The 19,284-nt window shown below is 72.8% G+C and carries 17 protein-coding genes and 1 pseudogene; 11 read left to right on the plus strand and 7 right to left on the minus strand.

The window, feature by feature from the left end; translation table 11 throughout:
• Window positions 1–89: 89 nt before the first annotated feature.
• The 8 genes and pseudogenes from AOQ37_RS15555 to AOQ37_RS15590 all read left to right on the plus strand — a co-directional run bounded on the left by AOQ37_RS15555 (window position 90) and on the right by AOQ37_RS15590 (window position 7,793).
• A complete protein-coding gene (locus AOQ37_RS15555) occupies window positions 90–935 on the plus strand; it encodes a tryptophan 2,3-dioxygenase family protein (RefSeq protein ID WP_062645070.1) in 846 nt (281 codons plus the stop codon).
• Entirely contained in the window at window positions 928–2,130 is a 1,203-nt protein-coding gene (gene kynU / locus AOQ37_RS15560) for a kynureninase (protein ID WP_062645071.1), read from the plus strand. Before AOQ37_RS15555 ends, kynU begins: the two co-directional genes overlap by 8 nt.
• A gap of 309 nt (window positions 2,131–2,439) precedes the next feature.
• Window positions 2,440–3,324 carry an alpha/beta hydrolase gene (locus AOQ37_RS15565; RefSeq protein ID WP_062645072.1) on the plus strand — a complete coding sequence of 295 codons (885 nt, stop codon included), beginning with the start codon at window positions 2,440–2,442 and terminating at the stop codon, window positions 3,322–3,324.
• 341 nt (window positions 3,325–3,665) lie between these two features.
• Window positions 3,666–3,950, plus strand: a complete 285-nt coding sequence (locus AOQ37_RS15570; RefSeq protein WP_062645073.1) for an alpha/beta hydrolase — start codon at window positions 3,666–3,668, stop codon at window positions 3,948–3,950.
• A pseudogene (locus AOQ37_RS15575) lies at window positions 3,907–4,281 on the plus strand (LuxR C-terminal-related transcriptional regulator); the annotation flags it as partial. The gene AOQ37_RS15570 and the pseudogene AOQ37_RS15575, both read left to right, overlap by 44 nt.
• Window positions 4,282–4,349: 68 nt before the next feature.
• Window positions 4,350–5,711, plus strand: coding sequence for a sensor histidine kinase (locus AOQ37_RS15580; protein WP_062645156.1), 1,362 nt, complete (start codon window positions 4,350–4,352; stop codon window positions 5,709–5,711).
• Entirely contained in the window at window positions 5,708–6,373 is a 666-nt protein-coding gene (locus AOQ37_RS15585; protein WP_062645074.1) for a response regulator, read from the plus strand. The genes AOQ37_RS15580 and AOQ37_RS15585 overlap by 4 nt, the downstream gene beginning before the upstream one ends.
• Before the next feature lie 202 nt (window positions 6,374–6,575).
• Window positions 6,576–7,793 carry a cytochrome P450 gene (locus tag AOQ37_RS15590; RefSeq protein WP_062645075.1) on the plus strand — a complete coding sequence of 406 codons (1,218 nt, stop codon included), beginning with the start codon at window positions 6,576–6,578 and terminating at the stop codon, window positions 7,791–7,793.
• On the opposite strand, the gene AOQ37_RS15595 is transcribed toward AOQ37_RS15590, so the two are convergent.
• From AOQ37_RS15595 to AOQ37_RS15605, 3 genes are all read right to left on the minus strand, one after another.
• Entirely contained in the window at window positions 7,777–8,061 is a 285-nt protein-coding gene (locus tag AOQ37_RS15595; protein ID WP_062645076.1) for a hypothetical protein, read from the minus strand. The two genes, AOQ37_RS15590 and AOQ37_RS15595, sit on opposite strands and share 17 nt — an antisense overlap.
• 596 nt (window positions 8,062–8,657) lie before the next feature.
• Entirely contained in the window at window positions 8,658–10,226 is a 1,569-nt protein-coding gene (locus AOQ37_RS41315) for an ABC transporter permease (RefSeq protein ID WP_062645077.1), read from the minus strand.
• Complete coding sequence (locus tag AOQ37_RS15605; protein ID WP_062645078.1) at window positions 10,223–11,113, minus strand: ABC transporter ATP-binding protein; 891 nt, start codon at window positions 11,111–11,113, stop codon at window positions 10,223–10,225. Before AOQ37_RS15605 ends, AOQ37_RS41315 begins: the two co-directional genes overlap by 4 nt.
• Window positions 11,114–11,186: 73 nt before the next feature.
• On the opposite strand from AOQ37_RS15605, the gene AOQ37_RS15610 reads away from it, so the two are divergent.
• Window positions 11,187–11,702 carry a GbsR/MarR family transcriptional regulator gene (locus AOQ37_RS15610; RefSeq protein ID WP_062645079.1) on the plus strand — a complete coding sequence of 172 codons (516 nt, stop codon included), beginning with the start codon at window positions 11,187–11,189 and terminating at the stop codon, window positions 11,700–11,702.
• Window positions 11,703–12,089: 387 nt separating this feature from the next.
• Here the strand turns inward: AOQ37_RS15610 and AOQ37_RS15615 are convergent, their stop codons facing one another.
• Entirely contained in the window at window positions 12,090–12,962 is an 873-nt protein-coding gene (locus AOQ37_RS15615; protein WP_062645080.1) for a diacylglycerol kinase family protein, read from the minus strand.
• Window positions 12,963–13,168: 206 nt separating this feature from the next.
• Here AOQ37_RS15615 and AOQ37_RS15620 point away from each other — a divergent pair, with 206 nt between their 5' ends.
• Together AOQ37_RS15620 and AOQ37_RS15625 are read left to right on the plus strand one after the other, a co-directional pair.
• The gene (locus AOQ37_RS15620) at window positions 13,169–14,452 is read left to right on the plus strand and encodes an adenylosuccinate synthase (protein ID WP_028806748.1); all 1,284 of its coding nucleotides are present in this window, start codon (window positions 13,169–13,171) and stop codon (window positions 14,450–14,452) included.
• A gap of 172 nt (window positions 14,453–14,624) precedes the next feature.
• Window positions 14,625–14,918: a hypothetical protein gene (locus AOQ37_RS15625; protein ID WP_062645081.1), complete on the plus strand. Its 294-nt coding sequence runs from the start codon at window positions 14,625–14,627 to the stop codon at window positions 14,916–14,918.
• Window positions 14,919–14,939: 21 nt separating this feature from the next.
• On the opposite strand, the gene AOQ37_RS15630 is transcribed toward AOQ37_RS15625, so the two are convergent.
• From AOQ37_RS15630 to AOQ37_RS15640, 3 genes are read right to left on the minus strand one after another with little or no spacing between them, the layout of a single operon-like run.
• Window positions 14,940–15,590, minus strand: a complete 651-nt coding sequence (locus AOQ37_RS15630; RefSeq protein WP_062645082.1) for a putative DNA-mimic protein — start codon at window positions 15,588–15,590, stop codon at window positions 14,940–14,942.
• A gap of 59 nt (window positions 15,591–15,649) precedes the next feature.
• On the minus strand, window positions 15,650–18,118 hold the full coding sequence (locus AOQ37_RS15635) for a dolichyl-phosphate beta-glucosyltransferase (RefSeq protein ID WP_062645083.1): 2,469 nt from the start codon (window positions 18,116–18,118) through the stop codon (window positions 15,650–15,652).
• Window positions 18,115–18,816, minus strand: coding sequence for a GntR family transcriptional regulator (locus AOQ37_RS15640; protein WP_062645084.1), 702 nt, complete (start codon window positions 18,814–18,816; stop codon window positions 18,115–18,117). Before AOQ37_RS15640 ends, AOQ37_RS15635 begins: the two co-directional genes overlap by 4 nt.
• Window positions 18,817–19,284 lie beyond the last annotated feature (468 nt).

Genomic DNA, 19,284 nt, shown 5'->3' on the forward strand with positions numbered 1-19,284 from the left:
TGCGCAGTATGTGCCGATGGGGACCGGGGCCCCCGTGTCGGTAACGGCAGGGGCGGACCGCTACCCGGAGTACACAACAGGAGACAGCGATGTCCCAGCAGGCTCAGCCCGTACAGGCTTCGGAGCCCGAGACCCCGCATCTCGACTTCGCCGGCACCACGCCGTACGAGGACTACGTCAAGGCGGACGTGCTCACCCACCTCCAGCACACCCTCTCCGACGATCCCGGAGAGATGGTTTTCCTGGTCACCACCCAGGTCATGGAGCTGTGGTTCACGGTCATCGTGCACGAGTGGGAGACCGCCGCGAAGGCGCTCCGCCAGGACCGGGTGCCGGTGGCGATCGACGCGCTGAAGCGGTCCGTCCGCGAACTGGACGCGCTGAACGCGTCCTGGCGGCCGCTCGGGCAGCTGACCCCGGCGCAGTTCAACTCGTACCGCTCCGCGCTCGGCGAGGGCTCCGGCTTCCAGTCGGCGATGTACCGGCGCATGGAGTTCCTGCTCGGTGAGAAGTCCGCGTCCATGCTGGTCCCGCACCGTGGCGCGCCGCGCGTCCACGCGGAGCTGGAGAAGGCGCTGCACGAGCCGAGCCTGTACGACGAGGTGCTGCGGCTGCTCGCCCGGCGCGGTCACGCGATCCCGTCCGCCGTCCTGGAGCGTGACACCACGCGCCGGTACGAGCCCTCGGCGGAGGTCGAGGCGGTCTGGACGGCCGTCTACGCGGGGGACGAGGGCGACGAGATCGCACGCCTCGGCGAGGCCCTGACGGACGTCGCCGAGCTGGTGTGGCGCTGGCGCAACGACCACCTCGTCGCCACCCGCCGTGCGATGGGCGCGAAGGCCGGCACGGGCGGCTCGGCCGGCGTGGCCTGGCTCGAGAAGCGTGCGCAGAAGAACGTGTTCCCCGAGCTGTGGACGGCCAGGTCCCATGTCTGAGCGCCCCGGATTCGAGCAGCTCGCCCTCAGGGCGAAGGAGTTGGACGGCGGCGACGGGCTGGCGGGCAAGCGTGCCCTGTTCCTCCTCGACGACGGTGTCTACCTCGACGGCAACTCGCTGGGCGCGCTGCCGCGGTCCGTCCCCGGGCGGGTCGAGGACGTCGTACGGCGTCAGTGGGGCGCCCTGAGGATCCGCTCCTGGGACGAGAGCGGTTGGTGGACGGCGCCCGAGCGGATCGGCGACCGGATCGCCCCGCTGGTGGGCGCGGCGACCGGCCAGATCGTGGTGGGCGACTCGACGAGCGTCAATGTCTTCAAGGCGCTTGTCGGCGCGGTCCGCCTGGTCGACGACGCCCGGGACGAGATCCTCGTCGACGCGACGACCTTCCCCACGGACGGTTACATCGCCGCGTCCGCGGCCCGTCTCACCGGCCGCACGCTGCGCGCGGTGTCTCCGGGCGAGGTGCCGGCGGCGCTGTCGGAGCGTACGGCCGCCGTACTGCTCAACCACGTCGACTACCGCACCGGGCGGCTGCACGACCTGCCCTCGCTCACCGCCGCCGTGCACGCGGCCGGCGCGATCGCCGTCTGGGACCTGTGCCACAGCGCGGGCGCCCTGCCCGTCGGTCTCGACGAGCACGGCGTGGACCTCGCGGTCGGCTGCACCTACAAGTACCTGAACGGCGGCCCGGGTTCACCGGCGTACCTGTATGTCCGCCACGGTCTCCAGGACCGGTTCGACTCGCCGCTGCCCGGCTGGAACTCGCACGCCGAGCCCTTCGGTATGCGGGAGACGTACGAGCCGGCGGCGGGTGCTCCGCGCGGGCGGGTCGGCACTCCGGACATCCTGTCGATGCTCGCCCTGGAGGCAGCCCTCGACGTCTGGGACGGGGTCTCGGTCGAGGCGGTGCGGGCGAAGTCGCTGGCCCTGACGGACTTCTTCCTGGAGTGCGTCGCCGCGTACGTCCCCGAGGGGCGCGTCGAGTCGCTCACCCCGGTGCGGCACGAGGAGCGCGGCAGCCAGGTCGCGCTGCGCTGCGAGGAGGCCGGCGAGGTCATGGAGCGGCTGATCGGGCGCGGGGTCGTCGGCGACTTCCGCCGCCCGGACGTCCTGCGCTTCGGCTTCACCCCGCTCTACGTCGGCTTCGCGGACGTGGAACGGGCGGCCCGCGTGCTGGCGGAGGAACTGCGCTGACCCGGTGGCCGGCCGGCGGACCCGGTCGGCAGACCGGGCCGGCGGACCCGGCCGGCAGACCCGGACGGTGGCCCGGCGGGCTGAACCGGCCGGGTCTCCCGGTCGTACCTGGGGGTACGACCGGAGGGATTCCCGGCGGGCGGGCCTGCCGGGGCGGCGGAACAGCAGAACCGTTTACCTGGACCGGTTGCCTCTCACCGAGCGTGACATCCGCGTGTCCGCGCACGTCACGGGCCTGATACCGTCCCGGCCAACGGCCGAATTCCCATCTGGTCCGCCAAATCTGTTTCGCCGCTGAGAGGTTGGAGCATGCCGGACGACGTTGTCGAAGCCCGGGCCGCCGCCGAGGAGGCGTCGGCCTTCGCGCATCCGCCCGTCGAGCCCGACGTCACCACGGCGTACGGCGATCACCCCGACCAGGTGATCGACTTCTACGTCCCGCGCGTGCAGGCCGGCCCGGGGGGCTCCGTCCCGCTCGTCGTCGTGCTGCACGGCGGGGCCTGGCGGGCGCCGTACGACCGGCGCCACATCACGCCGTTCGCGGACTACCTGGCGCAGCGCGGCTTCGCGGTGGCCAACGTGGAGTACCGGCGGGGCGCTGGAACCCCCGACCCGGAGGGGACATCCCCGGTCGCCGGACGCTGGCCGGAGACCTTCGACGACATCGCCGCGGCCCTCGACGCGCTTCCCGCCCTCGTCCGGGAGGCCGTGCCGCAGGCCGACGCCCGCCGTACGGTGCTGACCGGTCACTCGGCGGGTGGCCACCTCGCCCTGTGGGCGGCGGCCCGGCATGTGCTGCCCGCCGACGCGCCCTGGCGCACCGGGGGTTCGGCCTCGCTGCGGGGCGTCGTCGCGCTCGCCCCGATCGCCGACTTCGCGGTCGCCGAGAAGCTCGACGTGTGCGACGGAGCGGCCCATCAACTCCTCGGCGGTGAGGAGCGGTTCGGTGAGCGGCGGCCGTACGCCGACCCCGCGCTGCTGCTGCCGACGGGGGTCGCGACGACCCTGGTCCAGGGCCGGACCGACCTGGTCGTCCCGCAGGCGGTCGCCGAGGCGTACGCGGACGCGGCGGCGAAGGCGGGGGAGGTGGTGGGCCTGACCCTGCTGGAGGACGTCGGCCACTTCCCGCTCATCGACCCGGCGGCGGACGCGTGCGCGGTGGTGGCGGAGGAGATCGCCCAACTGGCGTGGTAGCCGCGGCCCCGGCCCGGTGGGGGTGAAGTCCCCTGGGTCGTACCCGTAGTACCTGAGCTACGTCGCAGAAGAGCTCCCCAGCGGGACGCGAACGACGCGCGCCGGTCCGTAACTTCCCAGCCAGGAAGGCCCGATGGCCGGGCGCAGTGGCGGGGGAGGAGCGGGATGGCGGAGCTTCGTTTTCGCGGGAGGCGGCGCCGTGCGAGGGGAACGCACGGGTAACGGCACTGGTTCCGCGCCCTGTTGGCCGTTCTCGTCACCACCGCCGTGGTCGCCCCCCTCACGGCGGCAGCGGGCCGGCCGCGGATCCCGGCCTCGGCCCCGGCACGATCAGCGCCGCCGTGATCACCCCGGACCGCGCCGAGGAAGCGGCCCCGGATCCGGAGGAGTTCCTGCGCGGGCTGCGCGCCGTCACCGCGCCGCGCTCCCGGTTCACCCTCCTGTGCCACTCGTACGGCACGGTCGTGTGCGGCCGTGCCGCCCCGAACCCGGAGGTGACGGATCTCGTCCTTCTCGGCAGCCCGGGCACGGGCGCGGAATCGTCCGCCGACCTGCGCACCGACGCACGGATCCGGGCGGCCCGCGGACCGGTTCGCCGAGGCGGTCCGGGTGGTGGCGGCCGGTGACGCCCTGCTCGCGCCCGTCATCACCCGCGAGCTGATCGCCGAGTTCTCCCGTCTCGACGGCAAGCCCAGAGCCCCGCTGAAGGAACGGGTCGGCGATCTCACCGAGCGCGAGACGGAGGTGCTCACCCTGATCGCGCGGGGTCTGTCCAACGCGGAGATCGCCGACCACCTCTTCGTGGCCGAGCAGACGGTGAAGACGCACGTGGGCCGGATCCTGGTGAAACTCGGGCTGCGGGACCGCACCCAGGCGGCGGTGTTCGCGTCCGAGTCGGGGCTGGTGAGACCGTCGGGGTACCGAACGGCCGTGCCCCGTCGGACCCGTAGTACTTGAGAGGGATCCGCACGAACCCCTCTCACTGGTGACGACCGCGACCCTGTCCTGCGCATACCGTTTTGAACGTGACAGAGACGACGCAGACGCACACCACGCGCCCGGACGACCCGGACGACTCCTTCGAGGCCTACCGGCCGCGCAGTCCGGAGTTCCGGGCGGCCGTGGACGCCCTGCGCGGCCTGCGGGAGGACCTGTTCCAGGACGCCTTCGCCTACCGCCCGCTGCCCCGCAAGGAGCACGCGGGCAGGCTCCTGGGCCGCATGAGGGGCCGCAGGCGGGAGTACGCGACCTGGTCCCGGCACGCGGTGGTCGGGGCGGCCGGCGCCGTGGCGACGCTGATCGCCTGGGCGGACGGCGAGGGGAGCGGTGTCGGTCTCCTCTCCGGTCTGCTCGCCCTGGTCCCGGTGCTGCTGACGCTGGTGCGGCCGGTCGGCGCCTTCTGGCTGTCGCTCGCGGGGACCACCGTCGTCGCGGTCATCGGCTCCACGTACACCGAGTGGCCGTGGCTGCCGGGCAGTTTCGCCGCCCACCTGATCGTGCTGACGGTCGTGGCGATACGCACCCGCCCGCGTACGGCGGCGTGGATGTGGATGCTGACGGCGGCCTACGGCTTCGTCGCCGAGACCGTCTTCGGCTGGGGTCACTACTACACGAACGTCGCGCCCATGCTGGTGTTCTCGGCGATCCTCCTGCTCGCCGTCACCGTCTGGCACATCCGCCGGCAGGCCGAGGAGAAGGTGACGGCCCAGCGGACGGTGACCGCGCACGAGCGCTCCCGACGCACCCTGCTGGAGGAGCGCACCACGATCGCCCGCGAGCTGCACGACGTGGTCGCCCACCACATGTCGGTGGTGGCCATCCAGGCCGAGGCCGCCCCCTACCGGGTGGAGAACCCGCCGGAGGAGCTGGAGAAGGCGTTCGCCACCATCCGGGAGAACGCGGTGGCGGCGCTCACGGAGCTGCGCCGGGTCCTGGGCGTGGTCCGTGCCGAGCACTACGAGGTCCCCGACGCCCCGCAGCCCACGCTCGCCGAACTGGACGGGCTGCTCGCCAATGTCCGGCAGACGGGCCTGGAGGTGGAGAAGACGGTGACCGGCGCCGTGCGCGAGCTGCCGCAGGGCGTGGAGCTGTCGGCGTACCGGATAGTCCAGGAGGCGCTGAGCAACACCCTGCGCCATGCTCCCGGGGCGGGCGCCCGGGTGGAGATCGGCTATGTGCTGGGCGGCCTGGGGCTGCGGATAGTGAACGGCGCGCCGCCCAACCCGTCCCTGATCAAGCCCTCGCCGGGCGCCGGTCACGGCATCACCGGAATGCGGGAGAGAGTCGGCATGCTGAACGGCGAGATGACGGCGGAGCCCACCCCGGAGGGCGGTTACGAGGTGACGGTGTTCCTGCCGGTGCCCGTCGCGAGCGAGAGTGCGGCATGACGATCCGCGTACTGGTCGCCGACGACCAGATGATGGTGCGCGAGGGCTTCTCGGTCCTGCTGAACGCGATGCCGGACATCGAGGTCGTGGGCGAGGCGGTCAACGGCCGGGAGGCGATCGACCGCGTCCGTGAACTCGCGCCCGACGTGGTCCTGATGGACATCCGCATGCCGGAGCTGAACGGCATCGAGGCGACGCGGGAGATCGTGGCGGCGGACGACTCGGCGAAGGTCCTGGTGCTGACGACCTTCGACCTGGACGAGTACGTCTACCAGGCGCTGCGCGCGGGTGCCTCGGGCTTCCTGCTCAAGGACGCGTCGGCCCGCCAGCTGGCCGAGGGGGTGCGGGTGGTGGCGGCCGGTGAGGCACTGCTGGCCCCGTCCGTCACCCGGCGGCTGATCACGGAGTTCTCCAAGCTGTCCGACACCCCGCGGCTGTCACCGACCGCGCAGGCGGCCTACGGCGACCTGACCGAGCGGGAGACGGAGGTGCTGGTCCTCATCGCGCAGGGGCTGTCGAACCTCGAGATAGCCGGCCGGCTGGTGGTCGCGGAGTCGACCATCAAGACCCATGTGAGCAGGATCCTGGTCAAGCTGGGCCTGCGGGACCGCACCCAGGCGGCGGTCTTCGCCTACGAGGCCCGACTGGTGACCCCGGGCTAGGGCCTGTCCGCCGGATCGCCCCGCGGACGCGGGCCGACAGCTGCGCCCGCGCCGACGCCTTCCTCCGGCCCGACGCCTTACTCCGGCCCGGCCCCTCCCTCCGGCCCGACGCCGTCCTCCAGCCCGATCCGCCGGACAGGTCCTCGGCCGCGGGACGAAGGCCCCCCTGGTCAGCAGGCCGCTCACCGGCTAGCGTCCGTTCATGGCAGCAGTTGACGCTCTCTCCTTCGATCCCTGGGATCCCGCGTTCGTCTCGGACCCCTACCCGGCCTACGCCGAACTTCGGGAGCGGGGGCGGGTGATCTACTACGAGCCGACCGACCAGTGGCTGGTGCCGCGGCACGCGGATGTGTCGGCGCTGCTGCGGGAGCGGAGGCTCGGGCGGACGTATCAGCACCGGTTCACGCACGAGGACTTCGGGCGGACGGCGCCCCCGGCCGAGCAGGAGCCGTTCCACACGCTCAACGACCACGGGATGCTCGACCTGGAGCCGCCCGACCACACCCGGATCCGGCGGCTGGTGTCGAAGGCGTTCACCCCGCGCACGGTGGAGCGGTTGAAGCCGTACGTCCGGCAGCTCGCCGGGGAGCTGGTGGACCGGCTGGTGGAGGCGGGCGGGGGCGATCTGCTGAGCGATGTCGCCGAACCGCTGCCGGTCGCCGTGATCGCGGAGATGCTGGGCATCCCGGACTCGGACCGGGCGCCGCTGAGGCCCTGGTCGGCGGACATCTGCGGGATGTACGAGCTGAGCCCGTCGAAGGAGACCGCGGCGAGGGCGGTGCGGGCCTCGGTGGAGTTCTCCGAGTATCTGCGGGAGCTCATCGCCGCTCGGCGCAAGGAGCCCGGCGACGATCTCATCTCCGGTCTCATCGCCGCGCACGACGAGGGGGACCGGCTCACCGAGCAGGAGATGATCTCGACCGCGGTGCTGTTGCTCAACGCGGGGCACGAGGCGACCGTGAACGCCACCGTCAACGGCTGGTGGGCGCTGTTCAGGAACCCGGAGCAGCTGGCCGCGCTGCGTGCCGACCACACACTCGTGCCCTCCGCCGTGGAGGAGCTGATGCGGTACGACACCCCGCTCCAGCTCTTCGAGCGGTGGGTGCTCGACGACATCGAGATCGACGGGACCACCGTGCCCCGGGGCGCCGAGATCGCCATGCTCTTCGGGTCGGCGAACCACGACCCAGCCGTCTTCGCCGCCCCGGACCGGCTGGATCTCACCCGTGCCGAGAACCCGCACATCTCCTTCAGCGCGGGCATCCACTACTGCATCGGAGCCCCGCTGGCCCGTATCGAGCTCGCCGCCTCCATGACGGCACTGCTGGAGCGGGCCCCCACCCTGGCCCTGGCGGCGGAGCCCCGGCGCAAGCCGAACTTCGTGATCCGAGGGCTGGAGGGACTCAACGTGACGCTTTGAGGCGGCTCTCGGCGCGGCTCTCGGTGCGACTCTTGAGTCGGCGTCTGACGCGGACGCCGAGGCGGCTGAGCACGGCCCACAGGGCCAGGCCGCCGGCCGTTCCGCCCAGCAGGGCCAGCGGGAGTTCCGCGTAGAGGACGCTCCAGTCGGGGCTCTGCTCGAATCGCCACCAGCGGCCGCGGAGCCCGACGGACCAGACCGCGAGCCCCGCGCCCCAGCCGAGCGCCATGGCGAGGCACCCACCGGCGGCCTGCGTACGTTGTCCCATGCCCGAGACGGACGCACGCCGGCCGCCGGGAGTTCCCCGTCCGCCCGAAGACCGAGCGGCGCGGCGCACGGCGCCGCCCGCCGGAACCGCGTGGCCAGCCCGGGGGCATGTGGCCCGCCGGACCGCGTGGCCCGCCCGGGCCGTGTGGTGCGCCGGGCCGTGTGGTGCGCCGACCCGCATGGCCCGCCCGGACCGTGTGGTGCGCCGACTCGCATGGCCTGCCCGGACCGTGTGGTGCGCCGGACCGCGTGGCCCGCCCGGCCCGTATGGCGCGCCGGACCGCGTGCTGCGCTGACCCGCGTGGCCTGCCCGGACCGTGTGGTGCGCCGGACCGCGTGGCCCGCCCGGCCCGTATGGCGCGCCGGACCGCGTGCTGCGCCGACCCGCGTGGCCCGCCCGGGCGTGGCCCGCCCGGGCGTGGCCCGCCCGGACCGTACGGTGCGCCGGACCGCGTGCTGCGCCGACCCGCGTGGCCTGCCCGGACCGTGTGGTGCGCCGACTCGCATGGCACGCCCGGACCGTGTGGTGCGCCGGAGCGCGTGCTGCGCCGGACCCGGCCGACGGCGGGCTGTCCGGGCTGCGTGTCGGTCGCAGACCTAGGTCGTCATGTCCCGCCGTCGCAGGGCCGCCAGTCCCGCGGTCACCAGCGTCGCCGCCGCAGCGGAGAGCACCAGCACCGGCGTCCACTCCATCGCGCCGCCCGGCAGTTTCGGCAGGTGGCCGAAGGGCGACAGGTCCAGGACGGCCTGCGGGGCGTCCAGGGCCGGGCCGATCCAGCCGATGAGCAGGATCGCGCCCGCCACCCCCCACGCGGCCGGGGCGATCCGCGGGGCCGTTCCGTACAGCAGTACGGCCAGGCCGCCGACCAACCAGATCGCCGGGAGCTGCACGAGACAGGCGCCCAGGATCGGCAGGACGTCCCGGCGGTGGCCCGCGGCGAAACCGAGCCCGGCCAGGAGCATGATCAGGGTCGCGCCGCCGAAGGCGATCGTCAGGTGACCGGCCGCCCAGCGCAGTCGGCCCACCGCGTTCGCGAGAACCGGTTCCGCGCGGCCCGAGGTCTCCTCGCCGTGCAGCCGCAGGACGGACGACACCACGTACAGGGCCGCGATCAGGCCGAGCATGCCGATCATCGAGGCGAGGAACGCGTCCGTCAGGTCGCTCCGGCCGCCCATCCGCTCGAAGATCTCGCGGGCCTTGGCGTTGTCGGCGACCAGGTCGGCCACGCCCTCGGTGAGCGAGCCGTACACCACCCCCGTGAGGAAGAAGCCGACGCTCCAGCCCAGCACCCCGCCCCGCTGGAGCCGCCAGGCCAGCGCGGCGGCCGTCCTCAGCCGGCCCGTCGCCGGGCCGGGGCGGGTGGGCAGGAAGCTCATGCCCACGTCCCGGCGGCCGGCGAGCCCGTAGGCCAGCGCGCCCTGCGCTCCGGCGACGGCCGCGAACAACGCCAGCACCCACCACCGCTCGCCCGCGAAGGCCCGCAGGTTCTCCAGCCAGCCGAGCGGGGACAGCCAGGTCAGCCATGCGGAACCGTCGTCGGCCGACGCGTCGCCCGCCGCCCGCAGGACGAAGGCCACGCCCAGCACCGCCGCCGTCAGTCCGCGGGCCAGCCGCGCGCTCTCGGTGAGCTGTGCGAGGACCGCCGCGGCCGTGGCGAACACCATGCCCACCCCGGCGAGTCCGAGGCCGAACGCGACCGCGCCCGCCGCGCCGTGGCCTGCCAGGCCCGCCGCGACCAGCAGGGCCAGTACGGCGTCGGCGACGGCCGCCGCGAGCAGGGCCGCCGTCAGGGAGGCGCGGCGGCCGACCATGCCGGACGCGATGAGTTCCTGACGGCCGCTCTCCTCCTCGTCCCGGGTGTGCCGGACGACGACCAGCAGACTCGTCACCGCGGCGAGCGCGGCCGCGAACACCCCCACCCGCCAGGCCGTCAGCGCGCCGAGCGAGTCGTCGAAGACCGGGCCGATCAGGGCCCGCAGGGAGGCGTTGGTCTCCATCTGCCGCAGCAGGCCGGCCCGGTCGGCCGGGGTGCCGTAGAGGCTCTCGAGCGTGTTCGGCATGGACAGGACCATCAGGGTGTTCACCGCCACCCAGACGGGGATCAGCACCCGGTCGCGGCGCAGCGCGAAGCGCAGGAGCGGGCCGGTGCCCGCCAGCGTGGTCATGCCGGTGTCTCCTGGTAGTGCCGCAGGAACAGCTCCTCCAGCGTCGGCGGCGTCGACCGCAGCGACCGTATGCCCGAGTCCGCCAGCGACCGCAGCACCGCGTCGAGTTGGTCGGTGTCGACGTGCAGCCGCACGCGCTTCCCCTGGACGTCGAGGTCGTGCACGCCCGGCAGACGCGCCAACCCGTTGGGGGAGTGGGTGAGTTCGGCGGTCACGCTGGTCCTCGTCAGATGGCGCAGCTCGGCCAGCGAGCCGGTCTCCACCGTGCGGCCCTTGCGGATGATGCTGACCCGGTCGCACAGTTCCTCGACCTCGCTGAGGATGTGGGAGGACAGCAGGACCGTACGGCCGCGGTCCCGTTCCTCCCGCACACAGCGCTGGAAGACCTCCTCCATCAGCGGGTCCAGGCCCGAGGTCGGCTCGTCCAGGATCAGCAGGTCGACGTCCGAGGCGAACGCGGCCACCAGGGCGACCTTCTGGCGGTTGCCCTTCGAGTAGGTACGGCCCTTCTTGGTGGGGTCCAGCTCGAAGCGGTCGATGAGGTCGGCCCGGCGAACCGCGTCCAGGCCGCCGCGCAGCCGGCCGTACAGGTCGATGACCTCGCCGCCGGACAGGTTGCGCCACAGGGTCACGTCGCCCGGGACGTACGCGATTAGGCGGTGCGCCTCGACCGCGTCGGTCCACGGGTCGCGGCCGAGGACCTGTGCGGCGCCGGAGTCGGCGCGCAGCAGGCCGAGCAGGATGCGGATGGTGGTGGACTTGCCGGAGCCGTTGGGACCGAGGAAGCCGTGCACCTCACCGGCCTCGACCTCAAGGTCCAGGCCGGCGAGTGCGGGGGCACGGCCGAAGGACTTGTGCAGTCCGGACACCGAGATGGCCTTCGTCATGGTTCAGAACGTACGCTTCTTTCAGAAATTTGTGAAGTTAAGGAAGTCGGTGAAGCAACGTTAGGATGGGGTCATGGCGGTCGAACGGGTCGAGCGGGGAGAAGCCGGTGGTGACCGGGACGCCGAGGCCGTGTCGCGGTTCGTCGAGGCCTTCGCGGCGCAGCTCGTCGAGGCCGGGATGCAGCGGATGCCCGCCCGGGTCTTCGCGGCGCTCCTCTCCTCCGACGAGGGCGCGATGACCTCGGCCGAGCTGGGCGAACAGCTGCGGATCAGCCCCGCTGCGGTGTCCGGCGCGGTGCGCTACCTGGCCCAGCAGCACATGGTCGCGCGCGAGCGCGAGCCCGGTTCGCGGCGCGAGCGCTACCGGGTGCACAGCAACCAGTGGTACGAGGCGATGACCAACCGCGAGTCCATGCTCAAGCGGTGGGAGGACGCGCTGCGCGAGGGTGTCACCAGCCTCGGAAGCCGCACCCCCGCCGGACGCCGCATGGCCGAGACGCTCGCCTTCTTCGAGTTCGTCGACGGCGAGCTCGTGGCCATGATGGAGCGGTGGCGGGTCCACCGGGCGGAGGTCTTCGGGAACCGGTAGGCCCCGTGAGGCGACCGCTCAGCGGCGGCCCCCGGAGCGGCCGCTCAGCGAGGCATGGCACGTCGAAGCTCCAGGACCCGCGCGGGCAGCCTGAATCCGATCGCCCGCCCGCCGCCTTCGTCGTCGATCGCCCGGCCGCCGCCTTCGTCGTCGATCGCCCGGCCGCTGGGCAGCCCAGCCGGGCACCCCGCGCGGACGCCCCCGGATTTCACGGCCGGGGCCAGTGGGGTCAGCCGGGTCGTCAGGGTCAGCCGGGGTCGTCAGGGGCGACCGGGTCAGCCGGGTCGGTCGGAGCAGTCGGGTCGGTACGGTCAGCCGGGGTCAGCCAGGTCAGCCGGGTCGGCAGGGGTCGGCAAGGTCGGCCGGGGTCGTCAGGGGCGGCCGGGGTCATCGTTCCGGCAGCATCAGTCCCAGGGCGCCCTCGCGCACCGTCCAGGTGCGCCGTCGTACCGGTCCCGCGACGGTCGCGTCCGCGCGGTAGCGGAAATCCGCGCCCGACACGGTCACGATCCGCCCCCGGGCCTCCAGCGGCACCGCCACCGCGCCCAGGGACAGCGGCCGCACCCGCACCACGGCCGTGCCGGCGGGCCCCGGCGTCACCGACACCGCCTCCACCGGCTGGTCGAGGTCGACCAGGGTCACCCCGTCGACCTCGATCCGCAGCCGGGCCGGACCGGGCGGTGCCGGGGCGGCGGAGAGCCGCGACGGCCGGGACGGCACCAGGGTCCGGAAGAGGGACTGGTAGGTCCGCAGCCAGGGGTGGCCGCCGCCCTGCGCGAGGCCGGCCTCCGCCACGGTCGGCTCCGGCCGCGGGGTCAGCGGTACCGGCGGGATGCGCAGCGCGCCCAGCACCACCCCGTCGCTGTCGTCCACCAGTACGTCCAGACGCCGCTCGGCGCCGTCCAGGGCGGCCCGGGCCGCCGCCACCGCCCCCGTGGGCACCCCCAGGGCCTGCGCGACGCCCAGGGCGGCGCCCACCGGCACCACGGACAGCACGGTTTCGGCCAGGGTCCGCTGCCGGTGCAGCAGGGCCACCGCCCGCATCAGCGCGCGGTCGTCACCGACGACCACCGGCCGCCGCGCACCCCGCCGGGCCAGCGCCCGGGCGAATTCCTCCGGGCCCTCCGGCAGACACACCTTCGTGCTCGCCGCACCCGCGCTGAGCACGTCTTTCGCGATTCGAACGGACTCCCCGTCCGCGCGCCGGGCGACCGGATCAATGATCACCAGCAGCTGATCGGACGTCGGAGAAGTCGCCACCTCGGTCCTGCCTCGCTTCCTCGGGTAGCATCTTTGTGCAAGAGCCCCTTGCGCTATTGCGCCAGGGGCTTGGTCTATTCCGGGGCATCCGGGTCCGACAAGCGGCGACCGACCACGGTCGCGGTGCACGTGGTGCACGCGGTGGAAAGAGCCACCGCGTACGCCCCTGGCCTTGGACATGCCCCACCCGGAAGGGGTGTACGCGCGTGCCCGCACTTGTGCTGCTCGGTGCTCAGTGGGGTGACGAAGGCAAGGGAAAGGCCACCGACCTTCTCGGTGGCTCGGTGGATTACGTAGTGCGTTACCAGGGCGGCAACAACGCCGGCCACACGGTCGTCGTGGGCGACCAGAAGTACGCACTCCACCTGCTCCCTTCGGGAATTCTGTCACCCGGCTGTACGCCGGTCATCGGTAACGGTGTCGTTGTCGACCCGTCGGTCCTGCTCTCCGAGCTGAGCGGTCTGAACGAGCGCGGCGTCGACACGTCGAAGCTGCTGATCAGCGGCAACGCGCACATCATCACCCCGTACAACGTCACTGTCGACAAGGTGACGGAACGCTTCCTCGGAAAGCGCAAGATCGGCACCACCGGCCGCGGTATCGGCCCGACCTATGCCGACAAGATCAACCGGGTCGGCATCCGGGTCCAGGACCTGTACGACGAGTCGATCCTCACCCAGAAGGTGGAGGCGGCGCTCGACGGCAAGAACCAGCTGCTGACGAAGCTGTACAACCGCCGCGCGATCGCCGTCGACCAGGTCGTCGAGGAACTGCTCGGCTACGCGGAGAAGCTCGCTCCGTACGTCACCGACACGGTCCTGCTGCTCAACCAGGCGCTCGAGGCGGACAAGGTCGTCCTCTTCGAGGGCGGTCAGGGCACGCTCCTCGACATCGACCACGGCACGTACCCCTTCGTCACCTCGTCGAACCCGACCGCGGGCGGCGCCTGCACGGGCGCGGGCGTGGGCCCGACGAAGATCAGCCGGGTCATCGGCATCCTGAAGGCCTACACGACCCGTGTCGGCTCGGGTCCCTTCCCGACCGAGCTCTTCGACGAGGACGGCGAGGCGCTGCGCCGCATCGGCGGCGAGCGGGGCGTCACGACCGGCCGGGACCGCCGCTGCGGCTGGTTCGACGCGGTCATCGCCCGCTACGCGACCCGCGTGAACGGCCTGACGGACTTCTTCCTGACGAAGCTCGACGTGCTGACCGGCTGGGAGCAGATCCCGGTCTGCGTGGCGTACGAGATCGACGGCAAGCGCGTCGAGGAACTCCCGTACTCGCAGAGCGACTTCCACCACGCGAAGCCGATCTACGAGACGCTGCCCGGCTGGTCCGAGGACATCACCAAGGCGAAGTCGTTCTCCGACCTGCCGAAGAACGCCCAGGCGTACGTCAAGGCGCTGGAGGAGATGTCCGGCGCTCCGATCTCCGCGATCGGTGTGGGTCCTGGCCGGGACGAGACGATCGAGATCAACTCGTTCCTTTAGGACTTCCGGCGGTAGCACGGCGTGGGCCGGTCCTGGACTTCCGGGACCGGCCCATGGTCCGTTCACGGCTCCGTCCGGGGCGGGCGGAGTCCGGCAGCGAGGGAGAAATGTCGCATTCGGGAATACCCTGGGAGCGACAGGCGTGTGCGTCGACCAGAAGGAAGTGACTGCGATGCGCATGATGCTGAAGGCGTCCATGGACACCGAGAAGGCGAACGAGGCCATCCGGAACGGCACCCTCGGAAAGCTGCTCGAGGAGTCCATGGCGCAGCTCAAGCCCGAGGCTGCCTACTTCACCACCGACCACGGCAAGCGCACCGCCTTCCTGTTCTTCGACATGGAGGAGAGCGCGCAGATGCCCGTGCTCAGCGAGCCCTTCTTCCTCAACCTCGGGGCGGAGATCTCCTACACCCCGGTGATGAACAGGGAAGACGTACAGAAGGGCCTCTCGCAGCTCGGCCGTTGAGCCGTACCCCGGGCGCCCCGCTCAGCTGAACACGATCATCGACCCCTGCGCCAGGCTCCGCGTCGCCGCCGCGTGCAGCCCGAGCCAGACGTGCCGCTCGCGCGCGAAGGGGCTGGAGTCGTACGGCGCCGGCACCGCGGGTTCCTCCAACTCCGTCGGACCGGACGGAGGTTGCGGAGCCGCCGGCGGATTGGCCGGATCGATGCCGATCGACGGGGCCACGAACTCCAGTTCCCGCAGCAGCGACTGCGCGGAACCCAGGGGTCCGCCGCCCGCGAGGAGTTCGTCGTTGGACAGGGGCTGGGGGAAGTCGACCGGAACGTAGGCGCCCGCGTGGTCGTAGTGCCAGACCAGGTGCGACTGCTGGGCCGTCGCCTCGAACATCTCCAGGAGCTGCTCGTAGTCGCCGCCCAGTTCGTCCACCGGCGTCACCGGCAGCCGGCACACCTGGAGCAGGTAGGCGCGCCGCAGGAAGTGCAGGGCGTCGTAGTCGAAGCCGGCCACCGGGGCGACCTCGCCGGACAGTCCCGGCATGTACTGGTACACCGGCACGGGCGGCAGACCCGCCTCGGCCAGCACCTTGTCGTACTGGGCGAGTTCGTCGGCGAAGGGATTGTCGGGGGTGTGGCACAACACGTCGACGAGCGGCACCAGCCACAGGTCACAGGCCAAAGAGAGCTCCTCACTCAGTACGTTGACCGGTCAGGGAAGACTAGTCGGTGCGGCACCCGTCAGCTCCCCTCGTGCAGGTCCCATACCCACACTCCGGCCACCCGCCCACCGGCCCGGCCGACCAGCTTCTCCACCGTCTCACGCAGTTGCTCCGCGTGCGGTTGCGGGGCCAGCACCAGGGCCCCCGCCCGCCAGTACGCGAGGTCCTCGCGGGTCTCGGCCCGGGCCCGGGCGTCGATCACCGGGACCACGCCGGTGGAGCGCACGTCCCGCAGCAGACTCGCCGTGAAGCGCAGCGGGACGCCGTAGACGCCGGTGCGGTCGCCGTCGCCGTAGGGGCCGTTGAAGTAGCCGCCGGGCATCCGGAAGCCGAGACCGGCCGCCGTCTGCCAGTGCAGGGCCGCGGCGTCCTCGGGTTCGGCGAGCGGCACCGGGACCAGGGTCTCGCCGCCTCGGACGTACGACTTCCAGGCGCCGTCGGTGAAGAACGCGGGCACCTCGGCGCGCGGCTCGGACCTCAGCGGGGCGGGGACGAGCGGGAGCAGCGCGAGGCTGACGGCGAGCAGACCGGCGTACCGCGTGCCCGGCCGGCGTGCCCGGACGAGCCGGTCGACCGCCAGGGCGAGCAGCATGCCCAGGGCCGGGGCGCAGACCAGCGCGATCCGGCTCTCGATGACCGAGTCGAACAGCGGCAACCCGGCGAGCGCCGCCCAGGGGCCGGGGACGGTGGTGTCGCCGAGCGGGAGGGGGACGCGCGAGCCGAGGGACAGCACGGCCGCGGCGGCCGCCGTGCCCGCCAGTGCCCTGACCGCGGGCCGCCGCCACAGCCCCACCGTGATCGCGGACGCGAGCAGCGCCAGCGGCCAGCCGTAGAAGGCGTTCTGTTCGGTCGGGTTCAGGGAGAGGGCGTCGGCGCGCCGGGGGTCGCCCGCGAGCAGGGAGCGCTCGGCGAAGGAGAACAGCGCCCGCACCGGGTTGGCGACGCCGGGCGCGGTGCCGTGGTCGATACCGGTGTAGCTCTGCGGCCCGGAGAACTGCCAGGCCAGCGGGTAGACGACGAGCGGGAGACAGACGGCGGCGGCGACCGCGAGCCCTCTCAGCAGGGGCCGTACGGCTTTCCGCGCCACCTCGGGGCGGGCGGCGGCGTAGGCGGCCGCGAACAGCAGCATGCCCATCGCGGCGAGCAGCAGCGGCTCCTCGCCGAGGAAGAACTGATACGCCGCCATCAGGCCGAGGACGACCCCGTCGCGGGTGACCCGTTCCCCGGCCGCGAGCCGCAGCGCGCGGTCCACGATCGGCGGGATCATGAACAGCACGACGAAGTTCGGATGGGCGTTGGCGTGGCTGACCATGGGCGGCGCGAACGCGGCCAGCGCGGCTCCGACGAACGCGGCCGCCCGCCCGCGGACGAGCCGTTTCGCGATCAGCCGGTACCAGGCGACGGCCGTCGCGGCCATGCCCAGCGTCATCACCAGGCTCAGCGTGACGGCCGGGCCGAGCAGCAGCGTGACGGGGGTGAGCGGGACGGACAGGCCGAGCATCGTCGTGTTGGCCATCAGGTTCACGCCGTCGGGGGCGCCCTGAAGGCCGGTGAACAGGGGATTGCGCAGGTGGGCGATGTTGTCGGCGGTCACCGCGAAGAACCACTCCCACTGGTTCTGGTCCTGGAGGGAGTCGGTGAGATAGCGGTGGGCCGGGTCGAGGAGGCGGCCGGAGTAGAGGGCCGCGGCCATCGCGAGGAACAGCACGACGGCGACGACGTCCGCCGGCCTCGGCGCCGGGAACCGCAGCCGGACCAGGTCGCGCAGGACCCGGAGGTAGTCGGCCGGACGGACCTTCGAGCCGGGCCGGTGCGACCAGTGCACGGGCACCTCGGCGACCGGCCAGCCGACCCGCTGGAAGTGGCGCAGCACCTCCACGTCGATGGCCCAGCCGTCGAGTCGGGAGGTGGCGAAGGCGGCGCGGGCCTTGTCGCCGTCGAACAGCTTGAACCCGCACTGGGTGTCGCGGGTGCCCCGCAGGGTCGTCCGGCGTATGAGCAGGCCGCCCGCCCGGCCGGCGAGTTCGCGTATCGGGTGCTGACGGGCGCCGAGGGTCGCGCCGGGCACGGCCCGCGAGCCGATCGCCGCCGCGTTGCCGTCGGCGAGAGCCTTCTCCAGCCGCTCCAACTCCTCGACGGGAGTGGCGAGATCGGCGTCCATGACGAGTACCTGGCGGCCCCGGCCCGCGGCCACACCGCGGCGCAGGGCGTGTCCCTTGCCGCGGTTGCCGGAGCCCGCGACGAGCCTCACCCGCGGGTCGCGGCGGGCGGTGACGAGCTCGCGGGTGGCGTCGGTGGAACCGTCGTCGGCGACCAGGACCTCCCAGGTCCGCCAGTGGCTCGCGCTCGCGTCGAGGTAGCGGGTGACGGCGTCCAGGGTGGGGCCGAGCCGGCGCTCCTCGTTGTAGGCGGGGATGACGACGGAGAGTTCGACGGGCGCGGTGCGGGGTGCGGGGACGGGCGTGCCGGGCGTGTCCGCACCGCTCATTCCGCCGCCAGGCGCTCGATCAGGGCGATGGAGTCCTCGTTGTACGCGGCGAGCATCGCCCGGGCGGTGGCGGTGTCGCGGGCGTACAGGGCGTCGACCAGTTCGGTGTGGCCGGACCACAGATGGCCGCGCAGATCGGTCAGTCGGCGCAGGTGCTGCACCGTGCACACCCAGGACTGGAGCCGCAGCCGGTGCAGGAAGTCGGCGAGATAGGCGTTGCCGAACAGGGAGCTCAGCTCACGCCAGAAGCGCAGGTCGTAGCCGATCAGGACGGTGAGGTCACCGGCGGCGGCGGCGCGCTGCGCCTCCTCGCCGCGGCGGCGCACCCCGGCTATCGCGGCGGCGGTGCGGGGGTCCTCGTAGTTGTGGTGGCGCTGACGGCCCTCGTCCAGGGCCAGGAACATCCCCTCGATGATCAGGCTGCGCGCCTCGATCATGCCCCGGAAGTCGTCGACGGAGTACTCGTGGACCCGGAAGCCCCGGTGCTGGTCGGCCTCCAGCAGACCCTGCGCGGAGAGGTCGACGAGGGCCTCGCGGACCGGGGTCGCGGAGACGCCGTACTGGTCGGCGATCTCCTTGACGGTGAACGCCTGGCCCGGCTGGAGCCGTCCCCCCAGCACCTCGTCGCGCAGCGCGTCGGCGATCTGCTGTCGCAGGGTGCTGCGCGTCACGGCTCCGTTGCCGGTGCTGCCGGGCATGGTCGCGGCGTCTCCATCGTCGGGTGCGGAAAGTGCGTGCTCGTCGGTATGTACGAGCACGCCACCTTACGCGTTCGACGAAATCAAGACCTTGAACGATTGCCGCGTCGCCGAGTGCGGGCCGGTGCGGGCCGGTGCGGGCCGGTCCGGGTCGGCGACGCCGGACGCGCGGTCCCCCGCCGCCCCCGCCCGGCCTTCGCCCGGGCCCCTGCCCGGCCTCTGCCCGGCCTTCGCCCGGGGCCTCTGCCCGGCCTTCGCCCGGCCTTCGTCCGGCCTTCGTCCGGGGCCTCTGTCCGGCCTTCGTCCGGCCTTCGCCCGGCCCCCGTTAAGGGCCTTAGCCCGCCCCTGAAGGGTCCCGCGTCCGGCCCCGGAAGGGTCCCTCGCCCGACTCCCGAAAGATCCCTCGCGCGGGCCCGGAAAGGGCCTTCGCCTGCCTCCGAGGGGTCCTTCGCCCGGCCCCGGAAAGGG

Origin of the sequence: Streptomyces maremycinicus, from assembly GCF_001184025.1 — a bacterium.
GTDB classification, from domain to species: Bacteria; Actinomycetota; Actinomycetes; order Streptomycetales; family Streptomycetaceae; genus Streptomyces; species Streptomyces maremycinicus.